26 protein-coding genes and 1 tRNA gene are annotated in these 22,931 nt (G+C 60.3%); 14 read left to right on the forward strand and 13 right to left on the reverse strand.

The genetic code is table 11. From position 1 onward, the window contains the following. Positions 1-63 precede the first annotated feature (63 nt). The 6 genes from IP81_RS08315 to aspS form a co-directional block, all read right to left on the reverse strand. A complete protein-coding gene (locus IP81_RS08315) occupies positions 64-1,347 on the reverse strand; it encodes an adenosylmethionine--8-amino-7-oxononanoate transaminase (RefSeq protein WP_054107511.1) in 1,284 nt (427 codons plus the stop codon). Between the two features lie 33 nt (positions 1,348-1,380). Beyond that, positions 1,381-1,902 (reverse strand): 2'-5' RNA ligase family protein, encoded by a 522-nt coding sequence (locus IP81_RS08320; RefSeq protein ID WP_369800722.1) that lies wholly within the window; start codon positions 1,900-1,902, stop codon positions 1,381-1,383. Positions 1,903-2,193: 291 nt separating this feature from the next. After that, entirely contained in the window at positions 2,194-3,168 is a 975-nt protein-coding gene (gene mltG, locus IP81_RS08325; RefSeq protein ID WP_054107512.1) for an endolytic transglycosylase MltG, read from the reverse strand. Positions 3,169-3,182: 14 nt separating this feature from the next. Beyond that, positions 3,183-4,445: a beta-ketoacyl-ACP synthase II gene (gene fabF, locus IP81_RS08330; RefSeq protein ID WP_054107513.1), complete on the reverse strand. Its 1,263-nt coding sequence runs from the start codon at positions 4,443-4,445 to the stop codon at positions 3,183-3,185. A 163-nt stretch (positions 4,446-4,608) separates the two neighbouring features. Beyond that, entirely contained in the window at positions 4,609-4,845 is a 237-nt protein-coding gene (locus tag IP81_RS08335) for an acyl carrier protein (protein ID WP_054107514.1), read from the reverse strand. A 115-nt stretch (positions 4,846-4,960) separates the two neighbouring features. Further along, positions 4,961-6,742 (reverse strand): aspartate--tRNA ligase, encoded by a 1,782-nt coding sequence (gene aspS / locus IP81_RS08340; RefSeq protein ID WP_054107515.1) that lies wholly within the window; start codon positions 6,740-6,742, stop codon positions 4,961-4,963. Positions 6,743-6,909: 167 nt separating this feature from the next. Here aspS and rnd point away from each other — a divergent pair, with 167 nt between their 5' ends. From rnd to IP81_RS08360, 4 genes are all read left to right on the forward strand, one after another. Further along, positions 6,910-8,145 (forward strand): ribonuclease D, encoded by a 1,236-nt coding sequence (gene rnd, locus IP81_RS08345; RefSeq protein WP_054107516.1) that lies wholly within the window; start codon positions 6,910-6,912, stop codon positions 8,143-8,145. Positions 8,146-8,274: 129 nt separating this feature from the next. Then, entirely contained in the window at positions 8,275-9,171 is an 897-nt protein-coding gene (locus IP81_RS08350; protein WP_054107517.1) for a hydrogen peroxide-inducible genes activator, read from the forward strand. A 32-nt stretch (positions 9,172-9,203) separates the two neighbouring features. Then, positions 9,204-9,455 carry a type II toxin-antitoxin system CcdA family antitoxin gene (locus IP81_RS08355; protein WP_054107751.1) on the forward strand — a complete coding sequence of 84 codons (252 nt, stop codon included), beginning with the start codon at positions 9,204-9,206 and terminating at the stop codon, positions 9,453-9,455. After that, a complete protein-coding gene (locus IP81_RS08360; RefSeq protein ID WP_054107518.1) occupies positions 9,455-9,754 on the forward strand; it encodes a CcdB family protein in 300 nt (99 codons plus the stop codon). Before IP81_RS08355 ends, IP81_RS08360 begins: the two co-directional genes overlap by 1 nt. Before the next feature lie 7 nt (positions 9,755-9,761). On the opposite strand, the gene pgsA is transcribed toward IP81_RS08360, so the two are convergent. Beyond that, a complete protein-coding gene (gene pgsA, locus IP81_RS08365; RefSeq protein ID WP_054107752.1) occupies positions 9,762-10,355 on the reverse strand; it encodes a CDP-diacylglycerol--glycerol-3-phosphate 3-phosphatidyltransferase in 594 nt (197 codons plus the stop codon). Between the two features lie 150 nt (positions 10,356-10,505). On the opposite strand from pgsA, the gene IP81_RS08370 reads away from it, so the two are divergent. Continuing rightward, positions 10,506-11,810: an MFS transporter gene (locus tag IP81_RS08370; RefSeq protein ID WP_054107519.1), complete on the forward strand. Its 1,305-nt coding sequence runs from the start codon at positions 10,506-10,508 to the stop codon at positions 11,808-11,810. Here IP81_RS08370 and IP81_RS08375 read toward each other — a convergent pair whose 3' ends face one another. The 3 genes from IP81_RS08375 to IP81_RS08385 all read right to left on the reverse strand — a co-directional run bounded on the left by IP81_RS08375 (position 11,811) and on the right by IP81_RS08385 (position 12,948). Further along, positions 11,811-12,077, reverse strand: coding sequence for a hypothetical protein (locus IP81_RS08375; RefSeq protein ID WP_054107520.1), 267 nt, complete (start codon positions 12,075-12,077; stop codon positions 11,811-11,813). Positions 12,078-12,236: 159 nt separating this feature from the next. Next, complete coding sequence (locus tag IP81_RS08380) at positions 12,237-12,419, reverse strand: CsbD family protein (protein ID WP_054107521.1); 183 nt, start codon at positions 12,417-12,419, stop codon at positions 12,237-12,239. Between the two features lie 82 nt (positions 12,420-12,501). Next, on the reverse strand, positions 12,502-12,948 hold the full coding sequence (locus IP81_RS08385) for an EVE domain-containing protein (RefSeq protein ID WP_054107522.1): 447 nt from the start codon (positions 12,946-12,948) through the stop codon (positions 12,502-12,504). A gap of 62 nt (positions 12,949-13,010) precedes the next feature. Between IP81_RS08385 and IP81_RS08390 the strand changes: the two genes are divergently transcribed. Next, entirely contained in the window at positions 13,011-13,946 is a 936-nt protein-coding gene (locus tag IP81_RS08390) for an isopenicillin N synthase family oxygenase (protein WP_054107523.1), read from the forward strand. Positions 13,947-13,997: 51 nt separating this feature from the next. On the opposite strand, the gene IP81_RS08395 is transcribed toward IP81_RS08390, so the two are convergent. Both IP81_RS08395 and IP81_RS08400 read right to left on the reverse strand, forming a co-directional pair. Continuing rightward, positions 13,998-14,073: transfer RNA gene (locus tag IP81_RS08395), tRNA-Ala, on the reverse strand. A gap of 157 nt (positions 14,074-14,230) precedes the next feature. After that, complete coding sequence (locus IP81_RS08400) at positions 14,231-14,548, reverse strand: TIGR02300 family protein (RefSeq protein ID WP_054107524.1); 318 nt, start codon at positions 14,546-14,548, stop codon at positions 14,231-14,233. Between the two features lie 204 nt (positions 14,549-14,752). Between IP81_RS08400 and aroA the strand changes: the two genes are divergently transcribed. The 3 genes from aroA to IP81_RS08415 are packed head-to-tail and all read left to right on the forward strand — an operon-like array spanning position 14,753 to position 16,958. Continuing rightward, a complete protein-coding gene (aroA, locus tag IP81_RS08405) occupies positions 14,753-16,078 on the forward strand; it encodes a 3-phosphoshikimate 1-carboxyvinyltransferase (RefSeq protein ID WP_054107525.1) in 1,326 nt (441 codons plus the stop codon). Further along, positions 16,078-16,332, forward strand: a complete 255-nt coding sequence (locus IP81_RS08410; RefSeq protein WP_054107526.1) for a hypothetical protein — start codon at positions 16,078-16,080, stop codon at positions 16,330-16,332. Before aroA ends, IP81_RS08410 begins: the two co-directional genes overlap by 1 nt. After that, positions 16,329-16,958: a d(CMP) kinase gene (locus tag IP81_RS08415; protein ID WP_054107527.1), complete on the forward strand. Its 630-nt coding sequence runs from the start codon at positions 16,329-16,331 to the stop codon at positions 16,956-16,958. Before IP81_RS08410 ends, IP81_RS08415 begins: the two co-directional genes overlap by 4 nt. Before the next feature lie 11 nt (positions 16,959-16,969). On the opposite strand, the gene IP81_RS08420 is transcribed toward IP81_RS08415, so the two are convergent. After that, the gene (locus IP81_RS08420) at positions 16,970-18,259 is read right to left on the reverse strand and encodes an adenylate/guanylate cyclase domain-containing protein (protein WP_054107528.1); all 1,290 of its coding nucleotides are present in this window, start codon (positions 18,257-18,259) and stop codon (positions 16,970-16,972) included. A 284-nt stretch (positions 18,260-18,543) separates the two neighbouring features. Between IP81_RS08420 and rpsA the strand changes: the two genes are divergently transcribed. The 5 genes from rpsA (at position 18,544) to IP81_RS21655 (ending at position 22,931) form a co-directional block, all read left to right on the forward strand. Continuing rightward, positions 18,544-20,250: a 30S ribosomal protein S1 gene (gene rpsA / locus IP81_RS08425; protein ID WP_054107529.1), complete on the forward strand. Its 1,707-nt coding sequence runs from the start codon at positions 18,544-18,546 to the stop codon at positions 20,248-20,250. 94 nt (positions 20,251-20,344) lie between these two features. Next, positions 20,345-21,109: a hydroxyacylglutathione hydrolase gene (gene gloB, locus IP81_RS08430; RefSeq protein WP_054107530.1), complete on the forward strand. Its 765-nt coding sequence runs from the start codon at positions 20,345-20,347 to the stop codon at positions 21,107-21,109. A 41-nt stretch (positions 21,110-21,150) separates the two neighbouring features. Next, positions 21,151-22,179: a LacI family DNA-binding transcriptional regulator gene (locus tag IP81_RS08435; protein ID WP_197274576.1), complete on the forward strand. Its 1,029-nt coding sequence runs from the start codon at positions 21,151-21,153 to the stop codon at positions 22,177-22,179. 160 nt (positions 22,180-22,339) lie between these two features. Beyond that, the gene (locus IP81_RS08440) at positions 22,340-22,588 is read left to right on the forward strand and encodes a type II toxin-antitoxin system ParD family antitoxin (RefSeq protein ID WP_054107531.1); all 249 of its coding nucleotides are present in this window, start codon (positions 22,340-22,342) and stop codon (positions 22,586-22,588) included. 46 nt (positions 22,589-22,634) lie between these two features. After that, positions 22,635-22,931, forward strand: a complete 297-nt coding sequence (locus IP81_RS21655; protein ID WP_082356051.1) for a type II toxin-antitoxin system RelE/ParE family toxin — start codon at positions 22,635-22,637, stop codon at positions 22,929-22,931.

The raw sequence follows: 22,931 nt of genomic DNA on the forward strand, positions 1-22,931 counted from the left end.
GGCAGGGATGGGCCTTTACCTATGGGTGGGGGGCTAGGCAACCGTTTTTTCGTTAGGCTGAGGTCAGCCTCGGGTTTCGTTGCTCCATTCGGTGACCGCTTCAACCATTACGGTGGCGATCTGCGTGATGTCGGCCTCGTTGGTGATCAGCGGGGGCGTGGTGTAGAGAATGTCGCGGAAGGGGCGCAGCCACACGCCTCGGGCGATGCAGGCGGCAGAGAGGAGGTCGGCAGGGGCCGTGCCATCCAGCTGGATCACGCCGATGGCACCGCGCACCCGCACATCGCGCACCCCGGACAGATCGCGCGCCGGGGCGAGCAGGCGCTCCAGTTGGCGGCCTATGGTGCGCGATTGTTCAAGCCTCGGTTCCTGCTCGAACAGATCGAGCGAGGCGTTGGCGGCAGCGCAGCCCATCGCGTTGCCCATATAGGTCGGCCCGTGCATCAATGCGTGCAGCGGATCGTCCGAAAGGAAGCCTTCATAAATCCGCGCGCTGGCGATGGTGGCAGCCAGTGGCAAGGTACCGCCGGTCAAGGCTTTGGACAGGGTGACGATATCGGGCTGCACACCGGCAATCCGGCACGCGAACATGTCGTCGCCCAGCCGCGCAAGGCCGACGAAAATCTCGTCAAAGATCAGCAACAGATCATGCGCATCTGCCAAACGGCGCAAGGCCTGGAGCGTAAACGCATCGTGGAACACCATGCCGCCCGCGCCCTGCACCAGCGGTTCCACAATAATCCCGGCCAGTTCACCGCGATGCCGGTCAAGCAATTCGCCCAGCGCAGCCTCTTGGGCCGGATTGCGCGGCAGATCGACCACGAGTTGTTCGAGCAGCGCGCCTTTGAACAGGCTGTGCATGCCCTCATCAGGGTCACATACGCTCATCGTGGCGAAAGTGTCGCCGTGATAGCCGCCGCGAAAGCACAGGAATTTGACGCGGCGCTGGCCCTGATTAAGCCAGAACTGCGCCGCCATCTTCATCGCCACTTCCACCGCGACCGATCCGGAATCGCTGTAGAACACATGGTTCAGATCGCCGGGCAGCATCGCTGCCAGCCGCTCTGCCAGAATATAGGCCTGTTCGTGCGCCAATCCGCCCAGCATGACATGGGGCAGCGTTTCAAGCTGGCGCTGAATGGCGGCTTCGATATGGGGATGGCGGTAACCGTGGACGGTAGCCCACCAGCTCGAAATGCCATCCACCAGTTCGCGCCCGTCAGCCAATGTCAGTCGCACGCCCTTGGCAGATGTCACAGGCAGTGGCGGGCGCACGGTCTGCATCTGGGTATAGGGCAGCCAGACGTGCCGGCGTCCGCGGGTGTACCAATCGGGTTGCTGTGTCATCGCAACGCCAGATGCCCTTATCCGGGGCAAGGTTCAAGCGCCCTGACGCCTTCCCCTACTGCCACCACGAAAGGACCAGCGCCCCGCATCACCCCACGGCCCGCCCAGATAGTGATGCAGCGCCAACCCGGCAAAGCTGAAGGAGCGTGCCGCAAACGCCTCCTGAAGATGCATTTGCAGCGCAATGGCGTCTTTGCGCAGGACTTTGTTCTGCACGGTGATATGCAATCGCGGAACATGATCGTCTTGCAGCGTCAGCAATCCGTGGAAGTGATCGGCCACTTCATCGCGCAGTGCCATCATGGCAGGGCTCTCGATGCGCAAGGCGGTGCCGCTGCCAAGGTCCATCACGCCTGTCAGCCGCGCTTCAACCGGGGGATTTTGCGCGGCGATGCGCGATAGCAACGCCTTCGCCTCATCGAGGACATAAGGCGGCAGGGCGTGCAACAAGGTGACATGCGCCCTCACCTGATTGCGCTCTGGCGGGAAGTGCGCCTTGCGCAAACCATCGGCCCATGCCTGCATCGGCGCAGGCAGTTCGGCCGTTACGATCAACGGCGCGCCGGAAGAACTTGGTGGCTGCACAATGCCAGCTTTCGCATGTCAGGCTGCAAAGGCAAGCGGATGTCGGGACAATCTGGAAAGGCCCGAGTTTGAAGGAAGTAGGGGAACACTCGGCAAAGCCGCGGCGAACTGTTTACACAGTTCATCCGGCATAGCCGGAGTGTTCCCTGGATCCCGGGCGATGCTTAAGAAGCGTCACCCCGTGCCTCCGAGAACCTGCTTAGGGAAAATACGTTAACGATAATAGAGATTTTAACCGAAATGGAGGCATCTCCAGATTTTTTACATGTCGCCGCGCGCCTTGCGTAGGGCGAACCATTTGGCGACGTTGGCATTATGCTGTTGCAGCGTATCTGCAAAAATATGCCCGCCGGTGCCGTCTGCCACCATAAACAACGCATCAGTCTCTACCGGATCAAGCACGGCAGCAATCGAATCACGCCCCGGATTGGTAATCGGCCCTTTGGGCAGCCCGACCATCGTATAAGTGTTATAGCCATTGACCGCCTGAATTTCAGATTGGCGAATGCGCCGTCCCAGCGGTTTTCCCCGCGTGATCGGATAAATGATCGTAGGATCAGCCTGGAGCAGCATGCCCTGCCGCATGCGGTTGGAATAGAGGCCCGCCACCATCCGCCGCTCATCCGGCTTGCCGGTTTCCTTCTCGACAATCGAGGCAAGGATCAGCGCTTCTTGCGGGGTCTTGGCCACAGTGCGGGCGGTGCGCTTGGCCCAAAGCTCGGCCAGCGTCTTGTCCATCGCGGCTTGCATGCGTTTGAGCACGGCAGCGCGCTTTTCACCCTTTTGCCAGTCATAGCTATCGGGCAGAACACTGCCATCTTCGGGCACATCAACTGCGCCGGTCAGATCCTTGTTGGCCATTAACCGGTCCACCACCATCACCGATGGCATGCCTTCAGGAATGGTGATCAGTCGGCGGATAACTTTGTCACCCTTGAGAATTTCAAGGATGGTCGCCTCGCTCGCCGCTTTGGGCAGGAGAAACGAGCCCGCTTTGATCTCGGTCCCGCCACCCAACAACTTGGCACGCAGTTTGAACAGCGTGGCGGATTCTACCGCGCCGCTTGCCTCAAGTTCGTCGGCAAGAACGCTGAGGCCAGCGCCCTCGCCCACGTCGAACTCAACCTGCTCGGCCAAAGGGCCGCTGGCGTGCCAGCCCCCCACAAGCCATGCAACAAGAGCAACCACAAGCAGCGCGCCAGCCAATACAGGGAAGCCTTTGCGACGCCGCGCCATGGCCGTCAGTCCTCTCAGTCTTCCACTTGCTTCATGATGATGCTGGCGTTGGTGCCGCCAAACCCGAACGAATTGTTCAAAATGGCGCGGACCTGCCGCTTCTTTGCCACCAAAGGCACAAGATCGACCCCTTCGGTGCCCTCATCCGGGTTTTCAAGGTTCAGCGTTGGCGGCACGATCTGATCGCGTAGCGCGAGGATGCAGAAGATAGCTTCCACAGCACCTGCACCGCCCAGCAAATGCCCGATGGCGGATTTGGTGCTGCTCATCGAAGCGCCCGACAGGTCATCGCCCAGCACGCGCTTTACCGCCGCCAGTTCGATCGTGTCTGCCATGGTCGAGGTGCCGTGAGCGTTGACATAATCGATGTCGCCCGCGCTAAGCCCGGCCTTTTTCAACGCCATGCGCATGGCCAATTCCGCGCCCTTGCCATCGGGATGGGGTGCGGTCACGTGATAGGCATCGCCAGACAGGCCATAGCCGACCACTTCGGCATAGATTTTCGCGCCGCGCGCCTTGGCGTGCTCGTACTCTTCCAGCACAACAACGCCCGCGCCTTCACCCATGACAAAGCCGTCGCGGTCCTTGTCGTAAGGGCGGCTCGCCTGTTCGGGACGATCATTGTAGCTGCAATTCAAGGCGCGTGCCTGTGCAAACCCGGCAACGCCGATCGGGCAGATCGTGCCTTCTGCCCCCCCTGCCAGCATGATGTCGGCATCGTCATCGCGGATCATCCGCGCTGCGTCACCAATCGAGTGTGCGCCGGTGGAGCAGGCGGTGACCACCGCGTGGTTCGGTCCCATCAGGCCATACTTGATCGAAACCTGGCCCGAGATCAGATTGATCAGGCGACCGTGGACGAAGTGCGGTGAAACACGCGACGGGCCCTTCGCGGCCAGCACGAGTGATTCGCTCTCGATTCCCGGCAGCCCGCCGATGCCCGAACCGATCGAACAGCCCGCGCGCAAACGCATCTCTTCGGGCATGTCCTCAAGGCCGGCATCTTCAATCGCCTGCCCTGCCGCATCGATGCCATAGATGATGAACGGATCAACCTGCCGCTGTACCTTATGGTCAACGCGCTTGTTCGGATCGAAGCCATATTCATGGTCTGCCGGCTTCACCTCACACGCGATGCGGCATTTCTGATCGCTCGCGTCAAAACGCGTGATGGGGCCTGCGCCAGATTTACCGGCAATCAGGTTTTTCCAAACGATTTCCACGTCTGCACCCAGCGGGGTGACGAGGCCAAGTCCGGTAACGACGACACGACGCATTGAAATCTCCGGGAAATATGCAAACAGGCTCAGCCCCAAAAGAGAGGCTGAGCCTGCCGAAGTCCTCCCCTTCCCCGCCTGTTACAGGCTAGGGGGCTCCTCGATCCAAGCGCTCTGCGGTCAAGCAATGCGCAGGACAGGAAGCCCGGGTGGCTCTGGGCGATCAGCCCTTGTTTTCGTCGATGAACTTGATCGCATCCTGCACGGTCGAGATCTTCTCGGCCGCATCGTCAGGGATCTCGACGCCAAATTCTTCTTCGAAGGCCATGACCAGCTCGACAATGTCGAGCGAGTCAGCGCCCAGATCATCGATGAAGCTTGCTTCTTCGGTCACTTTGTCTGCCTCGACGCCGAGGTGCTCGACAACGATCTTCTTAACGCGGTCGGCGGTATCGCTCATGAAATGCCCCTTCGAAGGAAAGCTAGTGTTTCTGGTTCGGCTTTCGCCCTAATCAACGGAATGCTGGCTGGCAAGTGGTGTGGTGATGTTGGGCACACCGCAAACACGATCCAGCTTATCCCTTGCTCGGTTCAACCACGCGCACATGCAGTTCACGCAGTTGTTTAAGTGCTGCCGGAGACGGAGCCCCCATCAGCAAATCTTCGGCTCGCTGGTTCATCGGGAACAGCGTGATTTCGCGCAAGTTCTGCGCGCCGCAGATCAGCATCACGATGCGGTCCACGCCCGCGGCCATGCCGCCGTGCGGCGGTGCGCCATACTGAAACGCGCGGTAAAGCCCGCCAAACCGCTCTTCCACATCGGCTTTTGAAAGGCCGATAAGCTCGAACGCCTTGACCATGGTTTCGGGTGACTGGTTGCGGATCGAACCCGATGCAATTTCGAATCCGTTGCAAACCAGATCGTACTGGAAGGCATTGATCGTCAAAGGATCCTGATTGCACAGCGCATCCATCCCGCCTTGCGGCATCGAAAACGGATTGTGGCTGAATTCGACCTTTTTGTTGTCCTCGTCCCATTCGTAGAACGGGAAGTCGATGATCCAGCACAGCTCGAAGCGGTCCTTGTCAATCAGGCCAAGCTGCTCGCCCACGCGGGTGCGGGCAAGGCCGGCCAGTTTCGCGGCCTGCTCTTCCTTGCCAGCGGCAAAGAAGCAGCCATCGTCCGGCCCAAGGCCCAGCGCATCAAACAGCGCGGCCATCTTCTCTTCGCCGTGATTCTTGGCAATCGGGCCGCCAAACACGCCAGCCTTGCGCGTGGCATAACCCAGCCCTGCATGGCCTTCAGCACGCGCCCAATCGTTCATTTCATCAAAGAACTTGCGGCTCTTGTCCGCGGTGTTCGGTGCCGGGATCAAACGGACAGTGCCGCCGCTGCCCACAATCTTTTCGAACAGGCCAAAGCCGGATTCGCGGAATTCTTCTGAAACCTCGCGGATGATGATCGGGTTGCGCAAGTCGGGCTTGTCCGAACCATACTTCAGGATCGATTCGGCATAAGGGATGCGCGGGAAGCTTCCCGTCGGCGTTACGGCGCGCTCACCTGCAAAGGCCTCGAACACGCCGCCGATCACCGGCTCCATCGTTTCCCAAACTTCTTCCTGCGTGACGAAGCTCATTTCCAGATCGAGCTGGTAGAACTCGCCCGGCAGACGATCTGCGCGCGGGTCTTCATCGCGGAAGCACGGAGCGATCTGGAAGTAACGGTCAAAGCCCGCCACCATCAGCAATTGCTTATACTGCTGCGGCGCTTGCGGCAGGGCATAGAACTTGCCCGGATGAATGCGGCTTGGCACCAGAAAGTCGCGCGCGCCTTCGGGCGAGGACGCCGTCAGGATCGGCGTGGAATATTCCGTAAATCCGGCGCCTTCCATCCGGCGGCGCATGTCGGATATCACCTTGGTGCGCGTCACGATATTGGCGTGCAGCGTTTCGCGGCGCAGATCGAGGAAGCGATAGCGCAGGCGGATATCCTCGGGATATTCCTGTTCACCCGCCACCGGCATCGGCAGCTCTTCGGCAGCAGACAGCACCGTCGCGCCGCGTGCGTAAACTTCAATCGCTCCGGTCGGCAGGTTGGTGTTCACCGTACCTTCCGAACGCGCCTTCACTTCGCCATCAATCGTAACGACAGATTCGACGCGCAAGCCCTCAAGGATCGCCAGCGCCGGGCTGTCCACATCGGCCACGATCTGCGTCATGCCATAGTGATCGCGCAGATCGACGAACAAGACGCCGCCGTGATCGCGCTTGCGATGCACCCAGCCTGAAAGGCGGACAGTCTGCCCGACATCACCGCGCGTAAGGGCGCCGCAGGTATGGGAACGATAAAGGTGCATCGAAACTCTTTCCAATCGGTCTGCAATCGGGCAGGGGAAACAAGCGCGGCTAACAGGCGATGGCTGCGGATTTGTCAAGCCAAAGCCCCTAAGCAGGCTAACGCGAAGTCTCCGGCAGGGGACACCACCCGGCCCTTTTCACCATCGGGCCATACCAGAAAAGTCCGATGAAGATACATCCGCTCATCACCACGACCGAAGCCCTCACCGACCTTTGCAACCGGTTTGCCCAAGGCGAGTTCATCACGGTCGATACCGAATTCATGCGCGAGAACACCTATTGGCCGGAATTGTGCCTGGTGCAGATCGCCGATGACAAGGAAGCCGCCGCGATTGATCCGCTGGCGCCGGGCATGGACTTGAAGCCCCTGCTCGATCTGATGTGCGACAATGAAAACGTGCTGAAGATTTTCCACGCTGGCGGTCAGGACGTGGAAATCATCTACAATCTCACCGGCAAGACCCCTCACCCGATCTTCGATACGCAAATCGCGATGATGGCGGTCAGCCAGTCCGAACAGATCGGCTATTCCAACCTTGTCGAATCATGGCTTGGCCTGGCAATCGACAAAGGCGCGCGCTTCACCGATTGGTCGCGCCGCCCGCTAACCGAACGCCAGATCGAATATGCTATCGGTGATGTCACACACCTCTCCAAGATTTTCCCCAAGCTTTTGAAGCGCCTGATCAAAACCGGTCGCGGCGCTTGGCTCGATATCGAAATGGAAAAGCTGGCTGATCCCGCGAATTACCGCGCCGATATGGAAACCGTGTGGCAGAAAATCCGCGCGCCCAGCCGCAACCCCGCGGTGCTTGGCCGCCTCAAGGCGCTGGCCGCATGGCGTGAGCGCGAAGCGATGGACAAGAACATCCCGCGTGGCCGGATCATGCGCGATGAAACACTGGCCGATATCGCCAGCCACCCCCCGCGCGATCAGGCAGACCTTGCCAAAGTGCGCGGCCTCTCCACCGGTTGGAAGGAAAACGACATCGGCCGCCGCCTGATGCAAACCATCGCCGACGCCAAACCGCTGACCGAAGCCGAAATGCCGCCCAAGGCCCCGCGCGGTGCTCCCCTTGGCAAAGAAGGTGCGCTGGTTGCCGACCTGCTCAAATTGCTGCTCAAAATCCGCAGCCGCGAAATCGACATCGCCGCGCGCCTGCTCGCCCGCACCGACGATCTTGAACTGCTCGCCGCCGGACAGCGCAAGAACCTGTCGATCCTCGAAGGCTGGCGATTCGAACAATTCGGTCGCGATGCGCTCGATCTGGTCGAAGGCAAGCTCGCCTTCGCGGTCGTCAACGGCAAGCTGAAGATGACCCATGTCGATGACATCGGCGATGCCGACGCAGAGCCTGCGGTTGAGGAAGAGCCTGAAGTTGCCACTGCGGTCGAGGATTGAACAATATCCGTCGACAAGCTCAGAGTGAGCGGCTGTTGTGATTTGTCGCGAGTTGGTTAGGTTTCCTCCCATACCCGCTCGTCCTAAGCCTGTCGAAGGACGCTGCACCACACCCGGACCGGACGCGCCATGAGCACATACCTGCCCACCCTCAAGCAGTTGCAATACCTCGTCGCGCTGCACGAACACGGGCATTTCGGGCGCGCAGCAGACGCCTGCTTCGTCTCGCAATCCACGCTATCAGCGGGCCTGCGCGAACTCGAATCACTACTGGGCGTGATGTTGGTTGAACGCACCCGCCGCGTCGTGCGGTTCACCACGCTCGGCAATCAGGTTGTCGCCAAAGCGCACCGCCTGCTGCGTGAGGCCGAGGAACTGTCCGAACTCGTGCAAAGCCATGGCACGCCCTTGGGCGGTGAATTGCGGATGAGCGTGATCCCCACTATCGCGCCGTTCCTGCTCCCCCGCATCCTGCCGCGCCTGCGCAAAGAGCGTCCGCAATTGAAGCTGTTCCTGCGCGAAGAGCCCAGCGCCGCCGCTATCGAATCGCTCCACCACGGCCGCGCCGATTGCGTGCTGCTGGCGCTGCCTTACGCCACCGGCGAAGTCGAAGCCGAAGTGCTGTTTCAGGACCCGTTGTTCGTCGCCTTCCCCAAAGATGACCCGCGCGATCCACCGGCCACAATCACCGCCGACATGATCGACGAAACACAACTGCTCCTGCTCGAAGACGGTCACTGCCTCAAAGAGCACGCGCTTGCCGCCTGCAATCGCCCCGAAATGCGCGCCAGCGCCACGATGATCGGCACGAGCTTGCACACCCTCGTCCAGATGGTCGACAATGGTCTCGGCCTCACGATGCTGCCCCAAATGGCAATCGACGCGGGCATCCTCCACGACACCCAGATCGTCGTCCGCCCCCTCAAAGCCGACCACGCTTGGCGCGACATCGCCATCGTCTGGCGCAAAAACAGCCCACGGGCGGAGGAATTCAGATTGTTGGCTGCGGAATTGCGGGCGGGTTGACTTTTGCCGGGCATGCGCAGAAAAATGCGCATATGACCGAGCACAAGCATGACTTCCCCGCTGGCGCACGCAAGGCTACAAACGTTTCATTGGATTCAGGCCTTGTTGCTGAGGCAAAACGCTTGGGCGTAAACATTTCAAGGGCATGCGAAGCCGGGCTTTCGGCAGAAATCGCGCAAACTTATGCGCAGCAATGGAAAGCGGAAAACGCTGCGGCGCTCGTCAGTTCAAACGAATGGGTAGAACGTAATGGCTTGCCGTTGGCGCGCTATCGTCAATTCTAATGGCAAAGTACGACGTGTATTATGCCAAGGCTGATAAAACGCTGTTAGTTGATTGTCAGGCAGACATTCTTGAACTTCTTGATACCCGGGTCGTCGTTCCGCTCTTGCCGGTCGCAGATGCACCCAAGCCAGCTAGACACCTGAACCCGCTCATCGAACTGGGTGGGGAGTCTTATGTGATGGCGACGCAGTTTCTTGCGTCTATTTCTGTCAGGGACTTGGGTGATAAAATTGCTACGCTTTCAGATAGAAACGATGATGTAAACAGGGCGTTAGACACCCTAATCACCGGTTTCTGATACATCCTCAGTCCATGTGCTTCAAACCCACCCGCAGATAATCCCAGCCGGTCACCAGCGTCAGCACCGCTGCTGCCCACAGCGTGGTCAAGCCCACCGTATGCGGCACGTTGACCACGATCACACCAATGTCTGCCGTCCACCCCGGCAACGCTTGCCCCAGAATCAAGGCGCCAAGGCACACCATCTGGAACGTCGTCTTCCACTTGGCCAGACGGCTCACCGGCACAGAAACCTGGATCCCGCCCAAAAACTCACGCAAGCCCGAAACCGCGATTTCGCGCAACAGAATGATCAACCCTGCAATCACATGCATATCGCCCACATAGGGCCCGCGCAAAATGCCTTGTGCGGTCAGCACGAGAATCACCGCTGCCACCATAATCTTGTCGGCAATCGGATCGAGGAAAATGCCCAGTTTGCTCACCGCACCTTGCGCCCGTGCCAGATAGCCGTCGAAGTAATCGGTAATGCCCATCAGGCAATAAACGCCAAAGGCAATGCCATAACCCGGCCGCCATTCAGGCCACCAGAGGAGGGCCGCCAGCACCGGAACCGTGAAAATGCGCGACAGCGTGAGCAGGTTGGGCAAGGACAACATGACACCTGCATACCCATCATTTGCGTCAAACGGAATCGTAACATGCACCGGTTAGACACGGTGAAGCGAATTTCTTTCAGGCAAATCCCTCTTGCCGATCTTCATCGCGGGGTTAAGGGTGCGCGCAAGACAGGTGCTGGCAAGAGATAAATGACAACATCGACGCATCTGGTGCGCACGCGCCGCTTCCTCCCTTTGTTCATCACCCAGCTGTTGGGCGCGTTCAACGATAATCTCTACAAAAACGCGATGGTCCTGTACGTCGTTTACAGCGTTTACAATTCCGAAGCCGCCGAAGCGCGATTTTCTGCAATTGCCTCGGCGCTGTTCATTCTTCCGTTCTTCCTGCTGTCCGCGCTTGCAGGCCAATTGGCCGATATGCGCGATAAGGCGAAGATCATCCGCATCGTCAAGGCATGTGAAGTCGCAATCATGGTGGTGGGCGGTGCAGGCCTTGCGATGGCGTGGGCGGGCTTTGAAGTCCAACCTATCGCCATTCCGCTGATGCTGGCCGCCCTCTTGGCAATGGGCGTGCATTCCACATTCTTCGGCCCGATCAAGTACGCTATTCTGCCGCAGCATCTGCACGAAGGCGAAGTGCTGGCAGGCACCGGCTTGGTTGAGGCTGGCACCTATATCGCAATCCTTGCTGGCACGATTCTGGCAGGATGGATTCCGGTCGAGGTTGCCGCTGCAGGCGTCGTGATTACCGCGCTGGTCGGATATCTCACCGCCCGCGAAGTTCCTCCGGCACCGCCCACGATTGAGGACCAGCACGTTGATTACAATATCTTGCGCTCATCCATAAACCTGATCCGCAGAACCACGCAGCATCGCCAGGTCTTCATGGCGATCATCGCCATCAGCTTCTTCTGGGCAGTCGGCACGATCCTGTTCATCCAGTTTCCGCCCCTGGCCAAGAACGTGCTATTCGCCAGCAAAGAGGTCGCCAGTCTGTTTCTGGTGATGTTCTCGGTTGGCATCGCGATTGGCTCGGTTGCCATCAACGCCCTGCTTAAAGGCACTGTTTCAGCGCGTTATGCGCCCGCCTCGGTCATCGCGATGGGTGTTTTTATCGCCGCGTTCCATTTCGTATGTCAGGCTTGGCCGCAGCACATGGGCACACAGTTGATGAATACAAGCCAGTTCATCGCCCAACCGCTTGCGATCCCGCTGCTGCTCAGCCTTTTGTTCATCGCGATTGCGGGCGGCATGTTCGTGGTGCCGCTCTATGCGTTTCTCACCACCGTGGTCGACAAGTCTGAAACCGCGCGCACGATTGCAGCCAACAATATTGTCAATTCCGGTGCGATGGTTGCAGGTTCGCTTCTGGCGGTCGGCCTTAGCGCCGTCGGCGTTGCGATTATCGATCAATTGCTGCTCGGCGCGGCACTGTGCGCCGTGTCGGCATGGCTTGGCTGGTTGCTCTACAAGGCAGAGCAAACCGCGACCTGATCAGGCGATAAACGCCATCACCGCCATAAAGCAGGCGCAATAGGCCATCAGGAAATCGCGCAAGTCCTGCATCGTGATCCGTTTGAGGTTCACCGGCTCGGACCGCACTTCCATCTCGCGCAAACGCTCTTCGGCGCGGCGCAGGGCAGCCACCACTTCCGGCTCCTGCCGGGGCAGTTCGCGCAGGACATGCGTCGGCAAACTGCGGCGGAAAGAATGGCGGGTAGTGCCATAACGGGCTGCGGCGTTGACGTGCTGGCTGTTCATGCACACGGATCTTAACGAATTCTTCACCATTCGATATAGAGCACACCTGACCAATTTGGATGCGTTTCAAGCTGGGACAGCTTTGCCGCCCATTGTCACGCCCATCAAAAAGGCCGCCCCCGAAGGAGCGACCTTTCCGTGTTCAAAAAGGGAAGTTGATCAGACGCTGTCGCCCAGCGCGCCCTTGACCTTGCCCTTAAGTTGCTGGGCTTCGCCCTTACGCTCTTGCACTGCGCCTTCGGCCTGAAGGCTGGCGTTGTCCGTCGCGTTGCCGATCGCCTGCTTCACATTTCCTGCTGCTTCATTGGCAAGGCCTTTGGCTTTGTCGGTCATTTCACCCATCGCGTATCTCCTTGTAAAACCCGCGCATTGCTGCGCTGTCACGTCGGATACGATACGCTTGAGGCGATGCCGGGTTCCCGCGCTAGGCAGTAACACCCGCCATCTGCAAAATCAGCGCCCATTCGTCAGGCCGCACCGCCCCCACCGACAAGCGCGATAGGCGGATCAAGTCCATCTGCGCCAATTCGGGCGTCGCTTTCACTTGTTTCAGCGTCACTGTGTTCGGCAGCTTTTCCACCGGCTTGACTTTCACCGCCGCCCACTTGCCCTCGGGGTCCGTCGGATCAACCAGCCCGCCCACGCTGATTTCGATCACGCCGACAATCTCGATACCGATATTGGAGTGATAGAAGAACGCAAGATCGCCCGCCTGCATCGTGCGCAAATTGCGCGCAGCCAGGTGATTGCGCACCCCGTCCCATGTGCCCTCGCCCTCTGCCACCAGATCATCCCAGCCATAAACGTCAGGCTCGGACTTCATCAGCCACAAATTGCGTCCACTTGTGTCGGCGATGTTGATTTTGGTCATGAAACACCACGTGAATCCCGTTAAGGCGTTTCCATAGCGCCAATTTCGCGAACTGGAACACCATGCACCTCGAAACTCTGCCGGTTATCTCGCTTGCGCGCGACCCGGCCTCTCTGGCCCGCGAATTGGGTGACAGCTTCCAGACGTTCGGTTTTGCCATGGTCAAGGATCACGGCATTGATCCTGCGCTGATTGCCCGCGCATGGGCGCTCACCGCCGCATTCTTTGCCATGCCCGAAGAGGAGAAGCGCCAGTACCACCTCACAGGGCAAGGCGGCGCACGCGGCTATACTCCGTTCGGCACCGAAATCGCCAAAGGGGCAAAGCTGCACGATCTCAAAGAGTTCTGGCATGTGGGCCGTGATCTGCCCGCTGGCCACGTCCTGTCCGATTCGATGCCGCCCAACATCTGGCCGCACAGCCCCACAGGCTTCCGCGAAACCTTCGAGGAGCTCTATGCGCAATTCGACGCGGTCGGCGCACGCATCCTGTCGCGCATCGCCGTTTGGCTCGGGCTTGACGAATGCTGGTTCGATCCCGCGATCGACGAAGGCAACTCGGTCATGCGGCTCCTGCACTATCCGCCCGTCCCCGATGCGCAAAGCGGTGCGATTCGCGCCGGCGCGCATGAAGACATCAATCTGATCACGCTGCTGCTGGGTGCCGAAGAGGCGGGGCTTGAACTGCTGGCCAAGGACGGGCGCTGGATCGGCGTTTCCCCGCCCGAAGGCGCGCTGGTGGTCAACATCGGCGATATGCTGCAACGGCTGACCAATCATGTGCTGCCATCAACCACTCACCGCGTGCGCAATCCCGATGGCGAGCGCGCGCAGCACAGCCGCTATTCGATGCCGTTCTTCCTGCACTTGCGCAGCGATTTTGCGTTCCACACCCTGCCGCAATGCATCACGCCTGAAAACCCGGATCGCTATCCCGTTTCGATCACCGCCGATGAATATCTGCAAGAACGCCTGCGCGAGATAGGCCTGAAGAAATAGCGCGCCCCAACGCAAAAAGCCGCCCGGTCCGGGCGGCTTTTTCGGGGTGGATGGTGGAGCCTAGCGGGATCGAACCGCTGACCTCCTGCATGCCATGCAGGCGCTCTCCCAGCTGAGCTAAGGCCCCATATATCCATCAGGTTTGCCCTGGGAGGCAAACCGGACCGGCAATCATTCTTGCCGGGAGCAGCGCCTCTAAGAGAAGCATTCCCCACTGGCAAGATCATTTTTCAATGACCGCCGTTTTTTGTGGCCCGCCCGCAATCGGGCAGGCCACAATACCCTTAAACTTCGTCGTCGTTCACATCATGGCCGGGCACGCCAAGATCGTCATCGCCGCCAAGGTCAACGTCATTGTCGGGCGAATCGCCGTCTTCATCAATGTCGAGATCTTCGTCGGCCAGATCCACATCCGGCGCCACATCGGCCTTTTCCTTCTGAATTTCTTCATAAGGGATCGGCTGCTTGGATTTCAGCACAGGCTCGGACGTCCAAGCGTACTTGCATTCCACGCATACGATCGGGTCATCTTTGCCCAGATCGTAAAAGCGGGTGCCACACTTCGGACAGGTGTGCTTTGCGCCCCATTCCGGCTTGACCATGAAACTTCCTCAAATCTGGCCCGGTCACATCGATTTGCACCGGGCGGAAAAACTTCACGCTAGATCAGTCCGCCACACAACAGCGGAATCAAGCGAGCGCGCGCCTTGCCATAGGCGCGGCACGCTGTCAAAAGCCGCGCGCTTTATCCGGCATTCTTTGTGCGAAAGATTACCAAATCCGTGTCCGCTCACGATACCAATTCGATGCACCCCCGCCGTTTTTCCGCCTCTGGCCCGCTCAGGGGCCGGATTCGCGTGCCGGGTGACAAATCGATCAGCCACCGTTCGATCATGCTCGGCGCGCTGGCCGTGGGCGAAACCCGCGTCACAGGATTGCTCGAAGGCGAAGACGTGCTGTCCACTGCCGCCGCCATGCGCGCGATGGGCGCCACGATCACCCGCGACGAAGACGGCATGTGGCACGTCCACGGCGTCGGAGTCGGTGGGTTGCTCCAACCGCAACAAGCGCTCGATATGGGCAATTCGGGCACGTCCACCCGCCTGCTGATGGGCCTCGTCGCCAGCCACCCGATCACCGCCACCTTCATCGGCGATGCCTCGCTGTCCAAGCGCCCGATGGGCCGCGTGATTGATCCGCTCTCCACCATGGGCGCAGAGTTCACCGCCAGCCCCGGCGGCCGCCTGCCGCTCACGCTGCGCGGAATATCGCCTGCCGTGCCCATCGAATACCGCCTCCCCGTCGCCTCGGCGCAAGTCAAAAGCGCGATTCTGCTGGCAGGCCTCAACACGCCCGGCATCACCACTGTCATAGAACCCATCCCCACGCGCGATCATTCCGAACGCATGCTGCGCGGCTTCGGCGCGGAACTCACCGTCGAGATCGCCGCCGATGGCGCGCGCGTGATCCGCGTGCGCGGCGAGGCCGAACTCAAGCCGCAAACCATCACCGTCCCCGGCGATCCCTCCTCCGCCGCCTTCTTCGTCATCGCCGCCCTCCTTGTCGAAGGCTCAGACCTCGTGGTCGAGAACGTCGGCCTTAACCCCACCCGCGCCGCGCTATTTGATGTGCTGCGCCTGATGGGCGGCTCCATCGAAGAGCTTGACCGGCGTGATGTCGGCGGAGAACCCGTCGCCGATCTGCGCGTGCGTCACTCCGCGCTCACCGGCATCGCGGTTGATCCTGCCGTCGTCCCCAGCATGGTCGATGAATTCCCCGTGCTGTTCGTCGCCGCCGCGCTTGCCAAAGGCCGCACCGTCACCACCGGGCTTGAGGAACTGCGCGTCAAGGAATCCGACCGGATCAGCGCGATGCACGCCGCACTCTCCCTCGCAGGGGCCACCGTCACCGAAACCGAAGACGGCCTCATCATCGATGGCACCGGCGGCGATCCCCTCCCCGGCACGCCCGAGGGACAAGCCGTTGTCACCCATCTCGATCACCGCATCGCGATGGCGCTGGCCGTCGCAGGCCTTGCCAGCCGCCAAGGCATCGAAGTGGACGACACCCGCCCCATCGCCACCAGCTTCCCGGTCTTCGAAAGCCTGCTGGCGCAAGTGAGCGGCGCTTGATGGACGAAACGCTTGCCAATATCGCCGGATTTCTCGGCATGGCCTGCATTATCTTCGCTTATGCCTATGCCACCAAACTGGAAAACCCCAACCCGTTCGTCCAGCACGGCGTCAATCTTGCCGGCGCGGGGTTGCTGACGATCTCGCTTCTCTACAACCTGAACCCCGCCTCATTGGCGCTCGAATTCTTTTGGGCCGCCATCGCCATCTGGGGCCTTGCCAAAGCCTTCCGCGCCCGGAACACAAAGTCATGATCATCGCAGTAGACGGCCCCACCGCATCGGGCAAAGGCACCATCGCCAAGGCGCTCGCCGCCCATTTCGGCCTGCCCCACCTCGATACCGGCCTGCTCTATCGCGCGGTCGGACGGCAAGTGTTCCTGAACAGCGGCAACCCCGATGACGCCGCAGACGCGCTCGCCGCCTGCACTTTCGACGCTGCCCTGCTCGATGATCCCGAACTGCGCACCGAAGTTTCGGGCGGTTACGCCAGCCGCGTCTCGATCCACCCCGCTGTCCGCGCCGCGTTATTCACCCGCCAACAAGTCTTCGCCAATCAACCCGGCGGCGCGGTCCTCGATGGCCGCGACATTGCCACCGTCATCGCCCCCCAAGCCGACGCCAAACTCTTCATCACCGCCACCGTCTCCGCCCGCGCCATGCGCCGCTGGGCCGAAATGAAAGGCTTGGGCGTGGACGTGGACCGCACAGAAATCGAAGCCGACCTCGAAGCCCGCGACACCCGCGACCGCAATCGCGCCGAAGCCCCCTTGCGGCAGGCAGACGGCGCGGAATTGCTCGATACGTCACGCCTGACGAAAGAGATGGCTGTGGCAACCGCGATTGCGCTGGTGGAAAAGCAGGTGACGGCCAAACCGTAAGCTTCTCCGGTTCAGCCCTCCACGCTTGCGTCGGCGCTAGCCGCGTGTTCATCCGGCACCGTCCTGAACACGCAGATATCACCCACGCCTTTCAGCGTAGCAATGCTGGCAGGCCCGAATGAGGAGCGATCCGTGGCCCGCAGCCATGTGCTTTCCGAAATCGCTATGCCGTTTACAGGCGCTGTACCTTCAATCCGCGCAGCAATATTCACCGTATCGCCCCAATAATCATAGGCCATGCGCGTTGCGCCGATCACGCCGCCCACTACTGGTCCCGAATGAATACCGATGCGCAAGCCTAGCTCGCTCACCCCGGTAATCTCGCGCAGTGTATCCAAGCCAGCCAGCACGGCACGGCCAAACGCAATCGCAGCATCGGCGCTATTGCCGACAGCCACGTTACCCCCTGCAATCGCAAGGTAGGCATCGCCGACGGTCTTGACCTTTTCTACGCCGAATTCGCGCGTACAGGCATCGGCGTGATTGAAAAAACCGTTCAGCAATTCCACCAGATGCCCCGGCGATATGCGCTTGGTCAGTTTGGAAAAGCCCACCATGTCGATAAAAATTACGCTGGCATCAGCATAAGAATCGGCCACCAATTGCCCACCCCTGATCCGCGCCACAGCGGCGGGCGGCAACATGTTCAACACCAGTTCTTCGTTCCTTGCGCGTTCAGCATCCAGCGAATCGGCCAGCATAAAGGCCGCGCGACTGGTGCGCCCTACAGCCAGATTGATCGCCATCATGATTGCGGCACCGCTGAAATAACTCAGGCTTGCATAAGCAAGCGCGGCATCATGATCCTGCGCCGGCACAACCTGCCCAAGCCAGCCTGCAAGATTGCACGCCATCCATAGCAGATACAGCTTGGGCTTTCCCGCCAGCGTAACTGCGGCAAATGCGGTAACCCCCAACTGGTTAATCACGCCCACCGCATGAAGCGATGCATGCATCTGGATGAAATGTGCAAACAGCACATGATTCACGCGCGTCACCAGCACGCCGATCAGCAGCAAAACCGCAAAATCGATCAGCGGATATCGTGCATAGTCTTTCCAGAACGTCACGCCCACATAACAGCCTGAAAACAGCAACGTCAGGCCAAGCCAGAAAGCCAGTTGCGCGTTCTCCTCGGTTGCCAAGTAAAGTGGGTTGACGATGGAATAAGCCAGCGCGACCAGCATGAACAGCACAGCATAAATGCGCACAAACGGGGTACGCAGCGTCCGTGCGTTCAGATTGTAACGCGCTTCAGTGGCTGCATCGCCAAAGCTGCTAAATACGCTAGGCTGTTCCATCGCGATCTCCGTGTGATCGGATGACCTAGCGCCGCCCAGTTAACAGGTCACGCCGCCCACAGTGTTAACGCTCCCGCCCCCCCCATTTCCCTTGCATTTCCCACCCCCCGCGCCTAAGCGCCGCCAGTCCAACGGGCGCTTGCGCTCCACGGATACCCGCTATGGCATACGGCCCGGCGGGTAGTTCGGCCCTTTTTGGCCCACGTGTCGCATGGTGCGGCAGGTGGAGGAAAGACCGGCGGAAACAACCGCCAGGCCGGAAACATCGTTACAGGAAGCTCAAAATGGCTACCCATCCCACGCGCGACGATTTCGCCGCGATGCTCGACGAAACGCTTGGCGGAGCCGCCAACGGTGGCTTTGAAGGCCGCGTCGTCAAGGGCACAATCACTGCAATCGAAAACGACAAGGCCGTCATCGACGTCGGGCTCAAGAGCGAGGGCCGCGTTGCCCTGCGCGAATTTGCTGCCCCCGGCCAACCGCACGGCCTCTCGGTCGGCGACGAAGTCGAAGTTTATGTTGATCGCGTTGAAAACGCTGATGGCGAAGCCATGCTGTCGCGCGATCGTGCCCGCCGTGAAGCGGCTTGGGACAAGCTCGAAAACGAATTCGGCGAAGGCAAGCGCGTCGAAGGCGTGATCTTCGGTCGCGTCAAGGGCGGCTTTACTGTCGATCTTGATGGCGCCGTTGCGTTCCTTCCCGGCAGCCAGGTCGATATCCGCCCCGTGCGCGATGTCACCCCGCTGATGGACATGCCGCAGCCGTTCCAGATCCTCAAGATGGATCGCCGCCGTGGCAACATCGTGGTTTCGCGCCGTGCCGTTCTCGAAGAAACCCGCGCTGAACAGCGTTCGGGCCTGATCCTGAACCTCAAGGAAGCGCAGATCATTGATGGCGTGGTCAAGAACATCACCGATTACGGTGCGTTCGTTGATCTGGGCGGCATCGACGGCCTGCTCCATGTCACCGACATGAGCTACAAGCGCGTCAACCACCCGAGCGAAGTCATCGCCATCGGCGATACCGTCAAGGTGCAGATCATCCGCATCAATCAGGATACCCAGCGCATCAGCCTCGGCATGAAGCAGCTGGAATCGGATCCATGGGATGGCGTTGCCGCCAAGTATCCGGTTGGCGCAAAGCTCTCGGGCGTTGTCACCAACATCACCGAATACGGCGCATTTGTCGAACTGGAAGCTGGCATCGAAGGCCTCGTCCACGTTTCGGAAATGTCGTGGACCAAGAAGAACGTCCACCCCGGCAAGATCGTTTCGACCAGCCAAGAAGTCGACGTTCTGGTTCTCGAAGTTGATAGCGACAAGCGCCGCATCAGCCTCGGCCTCAAGCAGGCCCAGCAGAACCCATGGGAAGCTTTCGCAGACAAGCACCCGGTCGGCTCGACCGTCACCGGCGAAGTCAAGAACGCAACCGAATTCGGCCTGTTCATTGGTCTCGATGGCGACGTCGATGGCATGGTTCACATGTCGGACATCGCTTGGGGCATCTCGGGCGAAGACGCGCTGGCGCTGCACCGCAAGGGTGAAGAGGTCTCGGCCGTCGTTCTCGACGTTGACGTTGAAAAGGAACGCATCAGCCTTGGCATGAAGCAGCTCGAAAAGGGCGCTCCTGCTGCCGGTGGTGCATCACCTGCTGCCGCTGGCGCGCTGCGTCGCGGCGAAGTCATCACCGTAACTGTCCTCGAAGTCCGCGATGGCGGCCTCGAAGTTCAGGCTGGCGAAGACGGCGCAACCGGCTTCATCAAGCGCTCGGATCTGGGCCGCGATCGTGACGAACAGCGTCCTGACCGCTTCCAGGTTGGCCAGAAGCTCGATGCCATGATCACCGGTTTCGACCGTTCGAAGAAGCCGAACTTCTCGGTCAAGGCACGCCAGCTTCACGAAGAAAAGGAAGCTGTGGAACAGTACGGCTCGTCCGATGCAGGCGCATCGCTGGGCGACATCCTCGGCGCGGCCCTCAAGGCCAAGCAATAAGCTTCCGCGCCTTCACGGCAACGAACACAAAGCCCGTCCGGAGAAATCCGGACGGGCTTTTGCTTTGTCATGCCATGCGCGCTAGAACCACCCCATGACGCTTCAAATCCACCAGTTCCCCTGCCTGTTCGACAATTACGGCTTCCTCATCCACGATCCCGCCAGCGGCGAGACATCCTGCATCGACACGCCCGACGCCGAAACCTATCTGCGCGAAGCCAAAGCCCAAGGCTGGACCATCACGCAAATCTGGAACACCCACTGGCACCCCGATCATGCCGGCGGCAACGAGGCGATCAAGGCCGCCACCGGCTGCAAAGTCTTCGCCCCTGCTACCGATGCCCCGAAAATCGCCGCAGTTGATCGCACAGTAGGGCAAGGCGATACTGTGAAACTCGGCAGCTTCACCGCTGATGTGATCGACGTAGGCGGCCACACACTCGGCCACTGCGCCTATTACCTGCCAGACGCGACCACCGCCTTCGTCGGCGATGCGCTGTTCCCCTTGGGCTGCGGGCGCATCTTCGAAGGTACGCCCGACCAGTTCTGGGCAAGCCTCCTGCGCCTCAAAGCCTTGCCCCCTGCAACCACGCTCTACAGCGCGCATGAATACACCCAGTCCAACGCCCGTTTCGCGCTCCACGCCGATCCTGACAACGCCGCGCTCGCGGTTTATGCGGCCAACGTCGATTCACGCCGTGCATCGGGCCAATGGACCGTGCCCACCACGCTAGCCGCAGAACTCGCCGCCAACCCGTTCCTGCGCGCCGATGCGCCCGAAATCGCCGCCCGCTGGGGCGGTTCGTCCGCCATCGAGACATTTGCTGCCCTGCGCTCTGCCAAGGATACTTTCCGCTAACGCCAATCCTGCTAAAGCGACGCTGACTTGGGGAAATTTGCATGGCGACGGACAGGAAGATCATTCGGGTAACGTCGTTCGACGTGGCCGAAGCGGCAGGCGTCAGCCAGTCGACCGTCAGCCGCGCGCTGGCGGGCGATACCTCGATCAGCGAACCCACCCGCCAGCGCGTGATCGATGCCGCGCGCCGCTTGAACTATCAGGTTGATGAAAACGCCGCGCGCCTGCGCCGTGGCCGCACCGGCACCATCGCGGTCGTGATGATCTGCCGCGAGGCGCAAGACCGTAAAGACATCAACCCGTTCTACTTCTCGCTGCTCGGCAGCACGTGCGCCGCCGCCTCCGCGCGCGGCTATGAAACGCTAGTCGCGTTTCAGGATGCGCCCGAAAACTTCTGGGGCCACTTTCAGGAACGCCGCAAGGCCGATGGCATGATCGTGATCGGCACCACAACGAATACCAAGGCGTGGGACTATTTCCGCGCCATGCCCGAAGGCACACTGTGGACGTGCTGGGGCTCGCCCGACAACGAAATGCCATGGGTACGCAGCGACAACCTCTCCGGCGCCACGCTGGCCACGCGCCACATGCTCGTCCGCGGCTATAGCAACCTCGTCTGTATCGGCTCGGCCACCTCACCCCAGCGCCAGTTTCAGGAACGCTACGAAGGCTATGCCGAGGCGATGCGCAGCGCAGGGCAAACCCCGCGCCTGATCCAGGTCGAATCCGGCCTCTCCCGCGAAGAACAAGGCCGCCGCGCCGCTGCCGCACTGTGTGAATCGGGCGAAGCCTTCGACGCAATCTTCGCCGTCTGCGATGAAATGGCCTTGGGCGCGCTAAAGGAACTCACCCGGCGCGGTATTTCGATCCCCGATCAAGTCGGCATCATCGGCTTCGACGGCATCCGCGCCGGCGCATGGTCCACCCCGCCCCTAACCTCGATCGAACCCGATTTCCAAATGGCCGGATCGCTTCTGGTCGAACAATTGCTGGCAAAAATCAACGGCACCGAGGGCTCGGGACGTCGCGTGCCGGTGAGACTGGTGATCAGAGGCTCAACACGCGCTTGACCCCCATTCCTCCCCATTTTTGCGAAGCGCAAATGGGGAGGTGCCAGCGCGCAGCGCTGACGGACGGGCAAAACGCGGCAAACCGCTGCGCAAGTTGCCAATGCCCCCAGCTGTATTACATATTGGTACACATCAGCGCCCCTTCACAAAGGACGCTAAAGTGGCCCGCAACACATCCGTCACCATCGGCGAACACTTCACCAATTTCATCGCCGCGCAGGTAAGCACAGGCCGCTATGGATCTGCCAGCGACGTTGTGCGCGCGGGGCTTCGATTGCTGGAAGATCACGAGGCAAAAGTGCGCGCCTTGGAGCTAGCTTTGATCGAGGGTGAGGAAACCGGCGAGCCAGAGCCATTCGACTTTGATGAATTTCTACAACGCATGAACCGCGAATATAACGCACGGTGAGAAGCGTCAGATTCTCGCCAGCGGCTGATGCTGACCTGGCGCAGGCATCTGGCGATATTCTGCCGCGAATTGGGGTGTTGCCCAAGCAAACAAGTACGTTTTGGACTTGCGCGCAGTATATAGCGGGCTTGCCCAAGATAGAACTTTCGGGCGCCGCACCCTTCGCACGGATCTGTTCAAAATCCGCAGCGGCGCACACATGATCTATTACCGCATAACACCAGAGCGCATCGATATCATCCGCATCCTGCACGGCAAGCAGGACGTCGAACGCCACCTTCAACCGTTAGCCCCAAAACCAAAAGCCCCTCCCGGACGGACCAGAAGGGGCTTTTTGATCTAA

Origin of the sequence: Novosphingobium sp. AAP83 (genome assembly GCF_001295795.1) — a bacterium.
Classification (GTDB): Bacteria; Pseudomonadota; Alphaproteobacteria; order Sphingomonadales; family Sphingomonadaceae; genus Novosphingobium.